Annotated in this window: 13 protein-coding genes and 1 pseudogene; 8 read left to right on the top strand and 6 right to left on the bottom strand. The window is 69.3% G+C overall.

The features are described from left to right. Positions 1 to 165: 165 nt before the first annotated feature. Positions 166 to 237: pseudogene (locus tag ACFO6S_RS07955) on the top strand (hypothetical protein); the annotation flags it as partial. 105 nt (positions 238 to 342) lie between these two features. Here the strand turns inward: ACFO6S_RS07955 and ACFO6S_RS07950 are convergent. Further along, positions 343 to 1,107, bottom strand: coding sequence for a histidine kinase (locus ACFO6S_RS07950; protein WP_378415735.1), 765 nt, complete (start codon positions 1,105 to 1,107; stop codon positions 343 to 345). 171 nt (positions 1,108 to 1,278) lie between these two features. Here ACFO6S_RS07950 and ACFO6S_RS07945 point away from each other — a divergent pair, with 171 nt between their 5' ends. Further along, positions 1,279 to 1,887: a hypothetical protein gene (locus ACFO6S_RS07945; protein ID WP_378415733.1), complete on the top strand. Its 609-nt coding sequence runs from the start codon at positions 1,279 to 1,281 to the stop codon at positions 1,885 to 1,887. A gap of 126 nt (positions 1,888 to 2,013) precedes the next feature. Here ACFO6S_RS07945 and ACFO6S_RS07940 read toward each other — a convergent pair whose 3' ends face one another. Together ACFO6S_RS07940 and ACFO6S_RS07935 are read right to left on the bottom strand one after the other, a co-directional pair. Beyond that, positions 2,014 to 3,156 carry an oxidoreductase gene (locus ACFO6S_RS07940; RefSeq protein ID WP_378415731.1) on the bottom strand — a complete coding sequence of 381 codons (1,143 nt, stop codon included), beginning with the start codon at positions 3,154 to 3,156 and terminating at the stop codon, positions 2,014 to 2,016. Positions 3,157 to 3,280: 124 nt separating this feature from the next. After that, positions 3,281 to 3,802, bottom strand: coding sequence for a nuclear transport factor 2 family protein (locus ACFO6S_RS07935; RefSeq protein ID WP_378415729.1), 522 nt, complete (start codon positions 3,800 to 3,802; stop codon positions 3,281 to 3,283). 230 nt (positions 3,803 to 4,032) lie between these two features. Here ACFO6S_RS07935 and ACFO6S_RS07930 point away from each other — a divergent pair, with 230 nt between their 5' ends. The 4 genes from ACFO6S_RS07930 to ACFO6S_RS07915 are packed head-to-tail and all read left to right on the top strand — an operon-like array spanning position 4,033 to position 8,656. Continuing rightward, positions 4,033 to 5,247: an ABC transporter substrate-binding protein gene (locus ACFO6S_RS07930; protein WP_378415727.1), complete on the top strand. Its 1,215-nt coding sequence runs from the start codon at positions 4,033 to 4,035 to the stop codon at positions 5,245 to 5,247. A 6-nt stretch (positions 5,248 to 5,253) separates the two neighbouring features. Continuing rightward, positions 5,254 to 6,111 carry a branched-chain amino acid ABC transporter permease gene (locus ACFO6S_RS07925; RefSeq protein ID WP_378415725.1) on the top strand — a complete coding sequence of 286 codons (858 nt, stop codon included), beginning with the start codon at positions 5,254 to 5,256 and terminating at the stop codon, positions 6,109 to 6,111. A 2-nt stretch (positions 6,112 to 6,113) separates the two neighbouring features. Continuing rightward, complete coding sequence (locus ACFO6S_RS07920; RefSeq protein WP_378415723.1) at positions 6,114 to 7,916, top strand: branched-chain amino acid ABC transporter ATP-binding protein/permease; 1,803 nt, start codon at positions 6,114 to 6,116, stop codon at positions 7,914 to 7,916. After that, complete coding sequence (locus ACFO6S_RS07915; RefSeq protein WP_378415722.1) at positions 7,916 to 8,656, top strand: ABC transporter ATP-binding protein; 741 nt, start codon at positions 7,916 to 7,918, stop codon at positions 8,654 to 8,656. The genes ACFO6S_RS07920 and ACFO6S_RS07915 overlap by 1 nt, the downstream gene beginning before the upstream one ends. 75 nt (positions 8,657 to 8,731) lie before the next feature. On the opposite strand, the gene ACFO6S_RS07910 is transcribed toward ACFO6S_RS07915, so the two are convergent. From ACFO6S_RS07910 to ACFO6S_RS07900, 3 genes are read right to left on the bottom strand one after another with little or no spacing between them, the layout of a single operon-like run. Next, positions 8,732 to 9,157 carry an HIT family protein gene (locus ACFO6S_RS07910; RefSeq protein WP_378415720.1) on the bottom strand — a complete coding sequence of 142 codons (426 nt, stop codon included), beginning with the start codon at positions 9,155 to 9,157 and terminating at the stop codon, positions 8,732 to 8,734. A 7-nt stretch (positions 9,158 to 9,164) separates the two neighbouring features. Further along, positions 9,165 to 9,788, bottom strand: coding sequence for a dihydrofolate reductase family protein (locus tag ACFO6S_RS07905; protein WP_378415718.1), 624 nt, complete (start codon positions 9,786 to 9,788; stop codon positions 9,165 to 9,167). A gap of 37 nt (positions 9,789 to 9,825) precedes the next feature. After that, complete coding sequence (locus ACFO6S_RS07900) at positions 9,826 to 10,662, bottom strand: alpha/beta fold hydrolase (protein WP_378415716.1); 837 nt, start codon at positions 10,660 to 10,662, stop codon at positions 9,826 to 9,828. 190 nt (positions 10,663 to 10,852) lie between these two features. Between ACFO6S_RS07900 and ACFO6S_RS07895 the strand changes: the two genes are divergently transcribed. Then, on the top strand, positions 10,853 to 12,088 hold the full coding sequence (locus ACFO6S_RS07895) for a bifunctional glycosyltransferase family 2/GtrA family protein (RefSeq protein WP_378415715.1): 1,236 nt from the start codon (positions 10,853 to 10,855) through the stop codon (positions 12,086 to 12,088). Next, positions 12,085 to 14,211, top strand: coding sequence for a glycosyltransferase family 39 protein (locus ACFO6S_RS07890; RefSeq protein WP_378415714.1), 2,127 nt, complete (start codon positions 12,085 to 12,087; stop codon positions 14,209 to 14,211). Before ACFO6S_RS07895 ends, ACFO6S_RS07890 begins: the two co-directional genes overlap by 4 nt. Positions 14,212 to 14,213 lie beyond the last annotated feature (2 nt).

Below are 14,213 nucleotides of genomic sequence, written 5' to 3'. Positions count from 1 at the left end.
CTGATGCTGCTTGCACTGTTCTCATGGTCATTTATACGGATATCAACGACAGCCTCGATTGGTGTTACATACATGCCGGTGGTGTTGGCTGCTCTGGTGTTGGCAGCGTTGCACAGTCGCCGTTCATCCCGACGGCACGGAGTGCCCGTGCAAGTGTGACGACCTGTGGAGGCCGGTTCCGGGTTCAAGGCCGCTGCGGCCCGCCGGCGTTGCGTCCTTGCCTGCGACGGCTACTACGAGTGGCTGAAAGGCGAGGATGGGAAGAAGTTCCCGTACTTACGCACGCTGACGGTCCGACCGCGATGGCCGACCTCCTGCGCTGGTGAAGCCAGGTCGGCTGGGCTATCCGTTCTCGTTGACCCACTCGCGCATCACCGAGTCGGTGTCGGCAACCTTTTCCTGGTTGTCGGCTCCGTTGACGTGGAGAGCACCGGCGAACAGCGAGATTCGGCTCAGGCTCGCAGCGAGGGTGTCGTGCATGTCCCGGGCGATGCGGCTGCGTTCCTCGGTCCGGATCACCTCGTCGCGCATCACCGAAGTCTGCTCGGTCGCGACGTCGCGGCTGTGCTCGGCTTCGGCCAACTCGGACCGGGTGTGTTTGAGCATCACCCCGCCGACCACGAGCGCAACCAGCAGGGCGGCGACGAACCACGGAATCCATGGTGCGATATCCCATTCCGGTTTCGGCGCACCCGCCTCCGGTCTGGTGGCGCCCATCGTCAGAACCGAGTTGTCACGGGTGCGGTGGGCGTCGTAGGTCAGCGACGCGGCGCACGCCAGGAACACCGCGATCGCCGCCGCGGCCAGTCGCTCGCCCCGCTCGGTCTTCGCGATCGCGTAGAGCACGATCAGCGCGGCCGTGGCGTCGGTCGAAAAGAACAGTGGCCCAGCCAGTGTCAGTGCGAGGACCAGCCAGGGGCGCTCATGGCGCCACACCAGTGCGACGGCGGCGCCGAGGTTCAGCAGGAACCCGACGGCGATGTTCCAGCCATCGACGTTGTCGGAGTCGGCGGACTGCCCGAGAGCCATCAGGGTGCAGAAGACGCTCAGTGCCACTGCGCCCGTCGTCCAGGCACGGCGACTGATGATCTCGATGTTCGCAGTCACCGAGTGGAGGCTACGCAATGACCACGGCTGCCCGGCAGGACCCGAAAGATGGAGTTCCGGGACGAGGTCCGACCGAAAGGACGACCCGTTCCGCCCGATCGGACGAGGCGCCGCGGCCGCTGGTCGAGTGAGCTGTGAGCACTACCGAATCCGCCGCAAAGGAGCTCACCGATGACCGGCCCGAATCAGACCTACCCGCAGCAGCCGCCGGCGAAGAACAAGCGCAGGATCTGGCCGTGGATCGTCATCGGGGTCCCGGTGCTGCTCTTCGGCGGCTGCACGGTTGCGATGGTCTCCGCAGTCGGCGGCGACGAGACAGCCACCGTCAGTTCGGGTTCGAGCGACGGTGGCGGCGCTGCCGCGGCGAACCGCGGACCGGAATTCCCCGGCAAGCTCGCCAAGGACACGTCCGCGATGGCCGGCGACACGATTACCCGGGACGGTCTTGCGTACACCGTGACGCCGCTTGAGCAGGGGAGCAGCGTCATCGGCGACTACATGTGCAGCAACGTCACCATCAAGAATGTCGGCGACAAACAGAACGACTTCAACGGTTACAACGACTGGAGCATGCAGGACGCGAACGGCGCGATCCGCGACGCCAGCTACGCCCCGATCACGAACTGCTGGAGTCCGGACAGCTGGCGCCGGGCGGGCAGGCATCGGGAAGCGTCTGCTTCGACGCCCGCCAAGGTGCCTCGGCCGGAACCTACGTCGTGCTGTTCGAGGACACCTTCATCGATGTCCTCCGACCGGGTCGCCTGGATCAACACGATCTAGCGCCGAGTCGTACGAGGCCGCCGCGCGACGATCGCGGCGGCCTCGTCCGAAACCACGGACAGCCCGGCTCGTGAGTCCTTCTGGCCCTCAGGGGGGACCAGAAGGACTCGCGAGCGGCGGAGCAGCCTAGGTCAGGACGGACTCGTGCACGGCGCGGTCGAAGGTCGGCAGCGGGCCGCCGTTGCGCAGCGTCTCCGTGATCCGCGGGTCGGCCAGGTGCAGCCGGCCGATGGCGGCGAGGTCGAATTCGCCTGCCCCGATGCGGCGTTCGAGCTCGTCGATGTTGTCGACGCTCTCCACGCTGCCGCCGGCCAGTCGGCCGTCACGCAGCGACTTACCGAGACCGACGCAGCCGACGCTCATGGTGAGGGCCCCTGTGGTCTTCTTCGCCCAGCCGGCCAGCGACAGGTCGCTGCCCTCGAAGGCGGGGGCGTCGAACCGGCGCGAGCTGGCGTCGAGGACGTCCACGCCTGCGTCGACGAGGGCGCCCAGGATCGCGCCGAGCTCCTCGGGGGTCTCGGCAATCCGGGCGGTGAAGTCCTGCTGCTTGTGCTGCGAGAACCGGTACACGATCGGCAGCTCGTCGCCGATGGCCTCCCGGATCGCGCGGACCACGGCGACGGGGAACGCGGTGCGGCGCTCCAGGTCTCCGCCCCAGGCGTCGTCGCGCAGGTTGGTCGAGGACCACAGGAACGAGTCCAGCAGGTAGCCGTGGCCACCGTGGATCGCGATGCCGTCGAAGCCCAGCTCCACGGAGGTGCGGGCGGCGTCGGCGTAGGCGGCGATGACGGCGGCGATGTCGTCCTCGGTCATCGCGGCGGTCTCCGGCACGGCCCGGTCGACATACTCCTGCGGGTACGAGGTGACGCCGGGCGTGCCCCACACGCCGGACGGGCGCATCGGGGCGATGTGCGGCAGGTCGACCATCGCGCCGAAGAGGGGGCCGACGTGCCAGAGCTGCGGGACGATCCGGCCACCGGCCTCGTGCACCTGGTCGACGACGCGGCGCCAGCCTTCGCGGGACGCGGGGGTGTGCATGTTCGGCACATCCGGGTGGTCGATCGCGCTGGGGTGGTCGATGCCGACGCCCTCGGTGACGATCAGGCCGGTGCCGCCCTCGGCCCGACGGCGGTAGTACTGCGCGACGTCCTCGGTCGGCACCCCACCGGGGGAGAAGGTGCGGGTCATCGGGGACATGGCGATGCGGTTGGGCAGCTCGAGCCCCCGGATGCGCAGGGGCTGGTGGAGCGGGGATGCAGTCGTGGTCACGCTAACAACCAATCGTTCGGGGGGCTTGAATGCACGTCGAATCCCGGTTAGCGGGACACGCGGCCGGGTAGGGACAGCCGCGTGACGCACGCGCCGGCCCTCGCGAGGGCCGTCCGGGGGGAGCTCACAGGCCCTCCACGAACGACCAGAATCCGGGCGTCTCGTCGACGCGCAGCCGGGTCAGCTTGCGGTAGCTGATCAGCCATTCCCCGTCGACCTTGCGGTACTCCTCGTGGTAGTGGCCGTACCCGTGCAGATGGTGCTCGGTGGTCTCGTCCGACCACCAGAGCTTGTCCTCCATGGACCAGATCCCGGTCGCGGTGGTCGCGGACGTGAGGGCGATCTCGGGGCAGTGGGCGTGGTGGACGGTGGTCACGAAGACCGGGCCGTCGAGGAGCCCGCTGATGGCGCGGGTGAGCGCCTCGCCGCCGACGACGCGATTGGACTGGCCGTCAGTGCTGGGCTGCTTGTCCGCCGGCAGCCCGCCCCAGGACTGGCTGACGATGTCGTCGGTGTGGAACGACGCGTAGAGGTCCCACTGCTTGGTGTCCATGCACCGCAGTCGGGCCGCGAAAAGTCGCTTGATGGCCTCGACATCGGCGAGTCGGCCGGCCAACTCGGCGGGAGCGGATCCGATTTCGTTCACGGTTTCTCCTGGTCAGTAGCGGTATTTCCGGTTGCCGGTGGGCTAAGTCTCGGTCAACCGGTTGATATGACGTAGATCATACGCTTAGATCGATCAAGCGCTTGATTGGTGGCCCAATCAAGCGCTTGGGTGCGTCAGTCGGCCGAGCCGGTCGCCGTCCGTGCCACGTCCAGTTGCCCTCCGGGGTGGGCCGCACAACGCCCAGTCCGGAAACGAGGTAGGAGTCCGAAGTGAAGAAGTTGAAAGTCTCGACGCTCGCCATGGTCGGAGTCGGCGCGCTGACCCTGGCCGGCTGTTCGGGCGGCGCAGACGCGGGCTCGAACGGCGAGTTCAACGTCTACGTGGCCGCCGCCATCAGCGGTCCGGACCAGCTGGCGAAGAACGCCAAGACCTCCGCACTCGCGGTCGAGGCCAGCGCCAAGATCGCCAACGAGTCCGGCGGCATCGGCGGCAGGCAGATCAAGGTCACCGTCCTCGACGACGGCGGCGACCCGACGATCGCGGTCTCCAAGCTGCGGGAGATCGCCTCGGGTGATACCAAGCCCGACCTCTACGTCAACACCGGTTCCTCGACGGTCGGCACCGCGACCGTGCCGATCCTGACGCAGAACCGGATCCTGTCGTTCACGATGAGCCCCACCGCATCCGGGGCCGATCCCAAGGTCGCGCCCTACAACTTCGACATCTCGCCCAGTGCCGAGGTGTACGCCAAGGGCATCGCGGCCTTCGTCGCAGGCAAGCAGTACCAGGACGTCGGCATCATCCACGGCAACAGCACCTACGGCGAGAACTTCGGCAACGCGATGGTCGCCGCACTCGGCTCCGCGGGCGTCAAGGTCACCGAGAGCAAGGAGTACGACACCGCGGCGCTGGACATGACCGCGCAGCTGCAGTCGCTCAAGAACGCCGGCACCAAGGCCCTGGTCGTCGACGCCTACGGCGCGCCCCTCGGCTACCTGATCCAGAGCCTCGAACGACTCGGCTGGGACGTCCCGCTGATCGGCAACAACTCCGTCGCCGGCACGTCGTCGATCGCGACCCCGCCGCCCGGCGGCTTCCTCGGCGTCCCGCAGACCAAGGACATGGTCATGCAGATGTTCCACAGCACCGCGTACGACCCGGCGGACGAGCTGGTCAACACCGCGGTCGACACGATGGCCGGCATGGGGACCATTGCCTCGACGCTGATCGTCGCGGCCTCCTACGACGCCGTCCCGATGGTCGCCGCCGCCGCCGAGAGCGCGGGCGGCACCGATCTCGACAAGCTGGTCGACGCGATCGAGGACATCGAGGTGCAGAAGCAGGCGAAGACCGCGATGATCCCGGTGCCGAACTACAGCGCCGAGAGCCACAGCTCGAACCCCGACGCCTCGACCTTCACGTACATCGCACCCACGCCGCTGCTCAACGGGCAGTTCGCGAACCCGGCCGCCGGCGGGGCATGACCGACGATGACACTTCTGTGGTCAGGACTCGCGCTCGGCGCGGTCTATGCGCTGGTGGCCATCGGCTACAACATCGTCTACATCTCCTCGAAGGCCTTCAACTTCGCGCACGCGCAGCTGATGATGCTCGGCACGTTCGTCGCCTACACGGGTCTGGTCACGCTGGACCTGCCGGTGGTCGTCGTGGTGATCATGGCCATGCTCGTGGTCACCGTGGTGGCCGGGCTCGAGGAGGTACTGGCCATCCGGCCGGTCACCGATCACCGAACGCTGCTGGTGACAACGCTCGGTGTCTCGATCCTGCTCGACGGGATCACCCAGCTGATCTGGGGCCGCGATCCGCTCGCCGTGCCCTTCGCCGGCGGCAACAACGTCGTCGAGATCCTCGGCGGCCGTACCTATCCCGCCGAGATCGCGCTGCTCGTGGTCGCCGTCGTGCTGGTGGTGGTGCTCAGCCGCTTCACCAAGATGAGTCGCTACGGCCTCGCGCTGGTCGGCATCTCCGAGGACGAGGAGGCCGCCAAGCTCAAGGGAATCAACGTGCGCGCCTTCATCTTCGCCGCGTTCCTGCTCTCCGGTGCCATTGCCGGACTGCTCGGCGTCTTCGTCGGGCCGAAGACCTTCGCGGTCGCGACGCTCGGAACGTCGTTGGCGCTCAAGGGCTTCGTGGCGCTGGCGATCGGTGGCTTCGGCTCGCTCTACGGAGCGCTGATCGGCGGCCTGTCCGTCGGCGTCATCGAGGCAGTCGCGACCTATCAGCTCGGCGCGGAGTACAGCAACCTCACGGTCTTCTTCGTGCTGATCGTGATCCTGATGATCCGGCCCGCCGGCCTGTTCGGCAAAGTCAAGGAAAGGGTGGTGTGACCATGTCCGCGTGGCTAGCCATTCGGCGAATTCCCAGCTGGGTCTTCCCGCTCGCGATCGGCGTACTGCTGATCTTCCTCCCGGCCTTCGGGCTCGGGTACAGCACCACCCGGAACATGCAGCTGGCCTGCATCCTGGCGCTGGTGGTCAGCGGCCTGAACCTCAGCCTCGGCTACGCGGGTGAGCTGGCCCTCGGCCAGGCCGCGATGTACGCGGCCGGCGCCTACACCGCCGGGCTGCTCTCCGTGCACGGCCACACCGACCTGATCGTCCAGATCGTCGCGGCCGGCGCGGTCGCGCTGCTGGTCGGCCTGCTTACCGGCATCCCGGGCCTGCGCCTGGGCAGCTGGTCGCTGGCGATGACGTCGTTCTTCCTGGTGCTGCTCATCCCGGACATCCTGTCCATCTTCAGCGAGACCACCGGCGGCAGGAACGGCCTCAGCGGGATGGCGCAGCCCACCCTGTTCGGTTCTGTGATCGACTCCGAGAGCTTCTACGTGATCGTGGTCGTGGTCATGATCGCGTGGTTCGCGGTGCTGCGGAACCTGGTCCTCTCGCGGCACGGCGTGGCCTTCCGGACGCTCAAGCAGAGCCCGGTTCTCGCGTCGGCACAGGGCATCTCGGTCTACCGGATGAAGCTGACCGGCTACGCCATCGGCGCCATCCCGGCCGGCCTGGCCGGTGCGCTGTTCGCCAACACCGACCTCTACATCTCGCCGATGTCGTTCGGCTTCACCTTCGCGATGACCGTGCTGGCGGCGAGCATCCTCGGCGGCTCGGCCAGCATCTACGGCGCGCTGGCAGGCGCGGTGATCATGCAGTTCGGTCCCAACCAGTCCACCGAGTTCCAGGACTACGCCCTGATCTTCTACGGCATCTTCCTGATCATCGGCGGGGTGCTGCTCAGTGGCGGCCTGGCGAAGTTCGGCAAGCTGGCCATCGAGAAGCTGGACCGTCGCGCGGGGTACGTGCCGCCGAAACCGTCCGTCGACCCGGCCGCGGCCGGCGCCGACGGCGGACAAATCGACGGTCAGCTCCTGGTTGTCGACGGGCTGGAGAAGGCGTTCGGCGGGAACAAGGCGCTCAACGGGGTGAACCTGACGGCCCGCCCGGGCGAGGTGACCGCGTTGATCGGGCCCAACGGATCCGGCAAGACCACGCTGATGAACATGATCGGCGGCTTCTACCGCTCCGACGCCGGCGTCATCGCGCTCGGCGACGGCGAGTTGCAGACCCTGACCTCCGACGCGGTCGCGCGTCGCGGCGTGGCCCGCACCTTCCAGACCCCGAACATCCCCGAGGACATCACCGTCCTCGAGTCCGTGCAGACCGGGCGGTACAGCACCGACCGGGTCTCCATGGTCAGCGCCATCCTGCGACTGCCCAAGTACCGCAGGGTCGTTCGTGAGGACCGCGCCGAGGCCATGCGGGTGCTCGACCTCGTGGGGCTGGCCGATCAGGCCAACGAGAAGGCCTCGGACCTGCCGCTGGGCAACCGTCGCCTGCTCGAGCTCGCCCGTGCGGTGGTGGCGCGGCCCGCGCTGTTGCTGCTCGACGAGATCGCGTCGGGACTCGACGAGGACGAGATCCTCCGCCTGGCCGAGCTGGTGCGCCAGATCCGGGCGTCCGGCGGCACGGTGGTGCTGGTCGAGCACAACTTCGACCTGGTGCTCAAGCTCGCGGACGTCATCTACGTGCTGGCGCGGGGCGAGGTCATCGCCCAGGGTCCGCCGGAAGAGATCGAGACCAACCCGCGGGTGCTCACCGAGTACCTCGGGATCAGCGTGGAGGAGGTGTCGTCCTGATGTCGGAACAGGGTTTGACGGTCGAGCGGCTGGCCACCGGCTACGGGGACATCCGGGTGGTCACCGACGTGAGCCTGCGGGTGGTCCCGGGGCAGATCACCGCCCTGCTGGGCCGCAATGGCGCGGGCAAGTCGACCACGCTGCGGGCGATCACCGGGCTGAACAAGGCGAACGCAGGCACGGTCCGGCTCGAGGGCAAGGACATCACGTCGATGCCCGCACACAAGCGAGTCGGCGCAGGCCTCGCCTACGTGCAGGAAGGCAAGAAGGTGTTCCGGGAGCAGACCGTGGACCAGAACCTGGTGCTCGGCGGCTTCTCTCGCGGGCTGGGCCGGCGCAAGCTGGCGGACTCGCTCGACGACGTCTACGACATGTTCCCGATGCTCGCCGAGCGGAAGAACCTGTTGGCGGGGGCCATGTCCGGCGGTCAGCAGCAGATGCTGGCGATCGGGCAGGCGCTGATGTCGCAGCCGAAGGTGCTGCTGCTCGACGAGCCGTCCGGCGGCCTGGCCCCGGTCATCGTCAAGGACGTGCTGCGGCAGGTCGAGGCGCTCAAGGCCCGCGGGCTGGCGGTGCTCCTGGTCGAGCAGGAGGTAGACACCGCCCTGTCGGTCGCCGACCACGTGACGGTGATCGACATGGGCAAGGTCGTGATGGACAAGCCGGTGGCGGCGATCACGAACCGGGACAGTCTGCGCGAGGCCTACCTCGGCCGCGCGGACATGTCGACGGTGACCTGAGGCAAGTCCCACGACGCACGCGACCCCGCCCGGCAGCAGCCGGGCGGGGTCGCGTTGTCTGAGTGCGGGATTCGGTCAGGCGGGGACGTGTGCGCCGTGACCGGCCTCGCGCAGCGCGGCCTTGATCGTCGCCTGTGCCTCGTCGAGGGACTCCGGCGTCGGCGACGGGTCCGCCCCCGAGATGTTGAAGTCGTGAAGGGTGAACGCGGGGAACACGTGCAGGTGCAGGTGCGGCACCTCCATCCCGGCGATCAGCAGGCCGGCACGCGGTGCGTCGAAGCCTGCGCGCACCGCCTGGCCGATCACCTGCGCGACCCGGGTGCACTTGGCCAGGACCTCGCCGTCGAGGTCCTGCCACTGGTCGATCTCCGCGCGGGGCACGACGAGCGTGTGCCCCTGGGTGATCGGGTTGATGGTGAGGAACGCGACGACGTCCTCGTCCTCCCAGACGAACCGGCCCGGGAGGTCGCCGGCGATGATCATGCTGAACACGGATGCCATGCCGCGATTATGCCGGGTGAGCCGTTTCGGCGGCGAGATGCACCTTGGCGTCGTCGTAGTCGGCGGAGCGCGCGGCTTCGGCGGAGGTGTAGATCAGGTGCAGCACCCCGGTGGTGAACGTCTGGGCGGAGATGAGGCGCAGCGGGATCGGCGCGCCCTCCTCGAACAACCGCGTACCGCTGCGCAGTGCGACGGGGTGGACGAACAGGTGCAGTTCGTCGATCAGCCCTGCGGCCAGCAGTTGCTGGACGATCGACGGGGACCCGCTCATGGCGATATCCGTCGCGCCCGGCCCCTGCTTGAGCTCGGTGACGGCGTCGACCAGATCGCCCTTCAGCTGTTCGGAGTTGCGCCAGGTGAATTCGAGATCCCGACGGGAGACGACGACCTTGCGGGCGTCGCCGAGGGCCTTGGCCATGCCGGCGTCCTCGCCGCCCGCGGCTTCCCGCCCCGGCCAGGCTCCGGCGAAGCTGTCGTAGGTCTCGCGGCCGAGCAGCACGGTGTCGGCCGACGCGAGCTGTGCACCGACGGCCGCGCCCATCTCGTCGTTGAAGTAGGGGAAGTGCCAGTCCTGAGGTTCGCCGACGACGCCGTCGAGCGAAATGAACAGGCCTGCGGTGATTCTGCGCATGGAGTACTCCTGGCGGTGTTGTCGGGTGTGGCCTGGATCAGACGGCGTACTTTGCTGTACCGGTGAGGAATTCGCCCGCGGGTGGGGTGAGGAGTGCGATGTTCGGGTTGTGGCTCAGCTTGGCCAGTTCCACGTGCTGGCCGTTGGGCAGTACCGCCGTGATCGCGCGAGCGGCGGTGCGCAGCAGGTCGTCGCTCTTTCCGCCGGAGATGACCAACGTCGGCACCGTGACGTCTGCCCAGTCCGCCGTGCGTAGCGGTTCGCCGCGCATGTAGTCGCCCATGACGGCCCAATCGTGGGCGGTCGAGGGAGCGGTGGCCTTCATGCTCTTCCAGAACGGCGTGAATCGCATGACGGCGACGAAGGCGCGGGGCATGCCCATGGCGTTGGTCATGTAGAACTTCACGACCTCGGCGCGGCGGTCCTCGGCGATCAGCTTGTGCAGCGTCACATGAAGATTCGCGGAGGGAACGAAGTTCTCGCGATCGACGACGAACGGCGGTTCGAAGGCGATCACCTTGGTGATGCCGGCCACCCGGCCCGAGGCGGCCGCCAGCAGCGCGAGTCCCGCGCCGGAGGACCAGCCGAACAGTGCGGCGGACCCGCCGGTCGCGTCGACCAGTGCGGCGATGTCGTCGATTTCGTTCTCGACGTCGTACACGCCCGGCGAATCGGTGCTGTCGCCCCGGCCGCGTCGGTCGTAGTTGATGACGGTGAGCCGATACTCGTCGGCCAGCTTCTGGGCCAGCTCCACCATCTTCGGGAAGGCGCGGTAGCCGAATGCACCACCGACGAGAATGACCGTTCCGGCGTCGCCACCGACGTACCGGTCGAAGGCGAGCGTGATTCCGGCGGGCGTGGTGACCGATTCCATGATCTGTGTCCTTTCGTCGAACGCTGTTTCCACCGTGCGGCAGGTTCAGCAATAGAGACGGCGGCCGGACTCGGCACTCATCGCCACCGACATGTGACATGAGTCACAGTCGCCGGAGGTCTCCGCTTCCGCAGGAAGTTGCCAGGCGCGGTCCAGGAACGCCACAGGTTCGGCCGCGAGGGTGGGCCGCATGACGAACTCACTGGTCCGGGGCGAGACGGCGCCGGAACGGCCACCGGACATCCGGACCGTGGCGCTCGACGTGGTGGTGCCGGTGTACAACGAGGAACGCGACCTCGAACGCTGCGTGCGCCGACTGCACGAGCACCTCGCGGCCCACGTCCCGTACCCGAGCCGGATCACCGTCGCGGACAACGCCAGCACCGACGCGACGCTCGCCATCGCGGACCGGCTGGCGGGCGAGATCGACGCGGTGCGGGTGGTGCACCTCGACGAGAAGGGACGTGGTCGCGCGCTGCGCACCGTGTGGGGCGCCTCGGACGCCGCGGTCGTCGCGTACATAGACGTGGACCTGTCCACCGACCTCAATGCGCTGCTGCCCCTGGTGGCGCCGCTGGTCTCCGGACACTCCGACCTGGCGATCGGCTCCCGGTTGGCGCGCTCGTCCCGGGTGGTCCGCGGGCCCCGGCGGGAGGTGATCTCCCGCTGCTACAACCTGATCCTGCGGGGCGTGCTGCGCGCGAAGTTCTCCGACGCGCAGTGCGGGTTCAAGGCGATCCGGACCGACGTGGCCCGGCAGCTGCTGCCGCTGGTGCAGGACACCGGCTGGTTCTTCGACACCGAACTGCTGGTGCTCGCCGAGCGGGTGGGCCTGCGGATCCACGAGGTGCCGGTGGACTGGGTGGACGACCCGGACTCGACGGTGGACGTCGTCGCCACCGCGCTCGCGGACCTCAGGGGTGTGGCCCGCGTGGGACGGGCGCTGGCCGGCGGGACGCTGCCCGTCGCGGCGCTGCGCAGCAGCCTGGGCCGCGAGCCACTGGTGCCGGGGGTGCCGCACGGGATGGTCGGGCAGCTGGTCCGGTTCGGCGTGATCGGCGTGGTGTCCACGCTGGCCTACGCGCTGCTCTACCTGGTCCTGCATCCCCTCGTCGGCGCGCAGGCCGCGAACTTCCTCGCGCTGCTCGTCACCGCCGTGTTCAACACCACGGCCAACCGGTCCTTCACCTTCGGGGTCCGCGGCCGCGTGGGTGCGGCCCGGCACCAGCTGCAGGGCCTGGCGGTGTTCGCGTTCGGCTTGCTGCTCACCGGCGGATCGCTGCTGGTCCTGCACCGCGGGCTGCCCGATGCGCCGCGGCACCTCGAGCTCGCGGTGCTGGTGATCGCCAATCTCGTTGCCACACTTACCCGTTTCGTCGCCCTCCGCTGGGTGTTCCGGAGCCACGACCAGGAGGACGCGCTGTGACCACGACCGAGCTCGGTCCCGACCCGACCACGCCCGGCTCGACCGGGGACGCCTCGGCCGTCGACGCGGCCCCGCGGGTCCCCGCTCCGGCGCCCAGCCCCCGCTGGGAACCGTGGGCGTTGGCGGCGCTGCTGCTCGGCACCGCCGTCGCCTACCTGTGGGGCCTGGGCTCCTCCGGCTGGGCCAACTCGTTCTACTCCGCCGCGGTGCAGGCCGGGTCGGTGTCGTGGAAGGCCTTCTTCTTCGGCTCGTCCGACGCGGCCAACTCGATCACCGTCGACAAGCCGCCCGCCTCGCTGTGGGTCATGGCGCTGTCGGTGCGGGCGTTCGGCCTGAGCTCGTGGAGCATCCTGGTCCCGCAGGCGCTGATGGGGGTGGCCTCCGTCGCGTTGCTGTGGGCCACCGTCCGGCGGTACTTCGGTGCGGCGGCAGGTCTGATCGCAGGCCTGGTGCTGGCGCTGACCCCGGTCGCGGTGCTGATGTTCCGGTTCAACAACCCGGACGCGCTGCTGGTGCTGCTGACCCTGGCCGCGGCCTGGGCGCTGCTGCGTGGCGTGCAGGACGGGCGCACCCGCTGGCTGGTGCTCACCGGCGTCTTCGTCGGCCTCGGGTTCCTGACCAAGCAGCTGCAGGTGATGCTGGTGGTGCCGCCGCTCGCACTGACCTACCTGCTGTTCGGTCCGCCGCGCCTCGGACGACGGATCGCGCAGCTGTTTGCCGCGCTGGCCGCGGCGGTGGTCGCCGCCGGCTGGTGGCTGCTGGCCGTCGAGCTGTGGCCTGCCTCGTCGCGCCCGTGGATCGGGGGCTCGCAGAACAACTCGATCCTGGAGCTGACCCTGGGCTACAACGGCCTGGGCCGGCTCAACGGCGACGAGCGCGGCAGCGTCACCGGCGGCGGGCGCTCCGGCGCGGGTGCCGTGGCGGAGGCGGCCGCAGGCGGAGCCGTGCCCGGAGGCGCACCGGCGGGCCTGCCCGGTGGTGGGGGCGGCGGCGGGATGTGGGGGAGCACCGGCATCACCCGGATGTTCGAGCCCGCGCAGGGCGGGCAGATCGCCTGGCTGATCCCGGCGGCCCTGGTCCTGGGGGTTCTCGGAATCGTCCTGCGGGGCAAGCTGACCCGGGTCGACGTGCCGCGGGCGGTCCTGGTGCTGTTCGGTTCCTGGCTGCTCACCGCGGGCCTGGTGTTCAGCTTCATGGCCGGCATCTTCCACTCCTACTACACGGTGGCGCTGGCCCCGCAGATCGCCGCACTCGTCGGCGGCGGTGCGATGCTCGCGTGGCGCGGACGCGAACGGACCTGGGTCCGCGGGCTCTCGGCGCTGACCATGCTGGCGACGGCGTGGTGGTCGTGGGAGCTGCTCGGTCGCAGCCCGTCGTTCCTGCCGTGGCTGCGCTGGGCGGTGCTGGTTCTCGGCGTGGTCGCGGCGGTCGCACTGCTGGTGCCCCGGCTGACCGGCAGGCTGGCGGCGGCGACGGCGGCGTCGGCGGTGGTGGCGGCCCTGGCCGGTCCGACGGCCTACGCGGTCGACACGATCGGGACCCCGCACACCGGGGCGTTGAACACCGCGGGTCCCGCGGTGGCCGGCGGAATGGGCGGGTTCGGCGGACGCGGCGGGCGGGGCGAGTTCCCGGGCGGCATGTTCCCGGGTGGCGCCGCGCAGCCGGGCGGGATGCCCGCGGGTACTCCGCCCTGGTCGGGCGGCCGCGGCCGGGGCGCCACCACCGAGGGCGCGGGCGGCGCGGCGGGCAACCTGCTGCGGGGCAGCGAGCCGGGTCCGGAACTGACCGCACTGCTCGAGTCCGGCGGTGACGGCTACACCTGGGTGGCCGCGACTGTCGGCTCCAACAGCGCGTCCGGCTACCAGTTGGCGACCGGGCTGCCGGTGCTGCCGATCGGCGGGTTCAACGGCAGCGATCCGTCGCCGACGCTGGCCCGGTTCCAGCAGGATGTGGCGGCCGGTCGGATCCACTACTTCATCGGCGGCGGCGCCATGGCGGGCGGCCTCGGGGAGGGCGCCAGCTCGGCGATCTCCGAGTGGGTGACCCAGCACTTCGCGCCCAGCACCGTCGACGGCGTCACGTTGTACGACCTGACCGAGCCCCAGCCGCAGGCGGGGCCGTAGTC

The sequence above is a fragment of the Rhodococcus kronopolitis genome, from assembly GCF_042654025.1.
Lineage (GTDB): Bacteria > Actinomycetota > Actinomycetes > Mycobacteriales > Mycobacteriaceae > Rhodococcus_G > Rhodococcus_G kronopolitis.
Note: the sequence above shows the minus strand (reverse complement) of the source record. Positions and strands in the feature narration are given on the sequence as shown.

Bases quoted from the DNA above. Each gene is read 5' to 3' on its own strand.
- ACFO6S_RS07945 (WP_378415733.1), top strand. From the start codon at position 1,279: ATGACCGGCCCGAATCAGACCTACCCGCAGCAGCCGCCGGCGAAGAAC.
- ACFO6S_RS07925 (WP_378415725.1), top strand. From the start codon at position 5,254: ATGACACTTCTGTGGTCAGGACTCGCGCTCGGCGCGGTCTATGCGCTG.
- ACFO6S_RS07920 (WP_378415723.1), top strand. From the start codon at position 6,114: ATGTCCGCGTGGCTAGCCATTCGGCGAATTCCCAGCTGGGTCTTCCCG.
- ACFO6S_RS07915 (WP_378415722.1), top strand. From the start codon at position 7,916: ATGTCGGAACAGGGTTTGACGGTCGAGCGGCTGGCCACCGGCTACGGG.
- ACFO6S_RS07910 (WP_378415720.1), bottom strand. From the start codon at position 9,157: ATGGCATCCGTGTTCAGCATGATCATCGCCGGCGACCTCCCGGGCCGG.
- ACFO6S_RS07905 (WP_378415718.1), bottom strand. From the start codon at position 9,788: ATGCGCAGAATCACCGCAGGCCTGTTCATTTCGCTCGACGGCGTCGTC.
- ACFO6S_RS07900 (WP_378415716.1), bottom strand. From the start codon at position 10,662: ATGGAATCGGTCACCACGCCCGCCGGAATCACGCTCGCCTTCGACCGG.
- ACFO6S_RS07895 (WP_378415715.1), top strand. From the start codon at position 10,853: ATGACGAACTCACTGGTCCGGGGCGAGACGGCGCCGGAACGGCCACCG.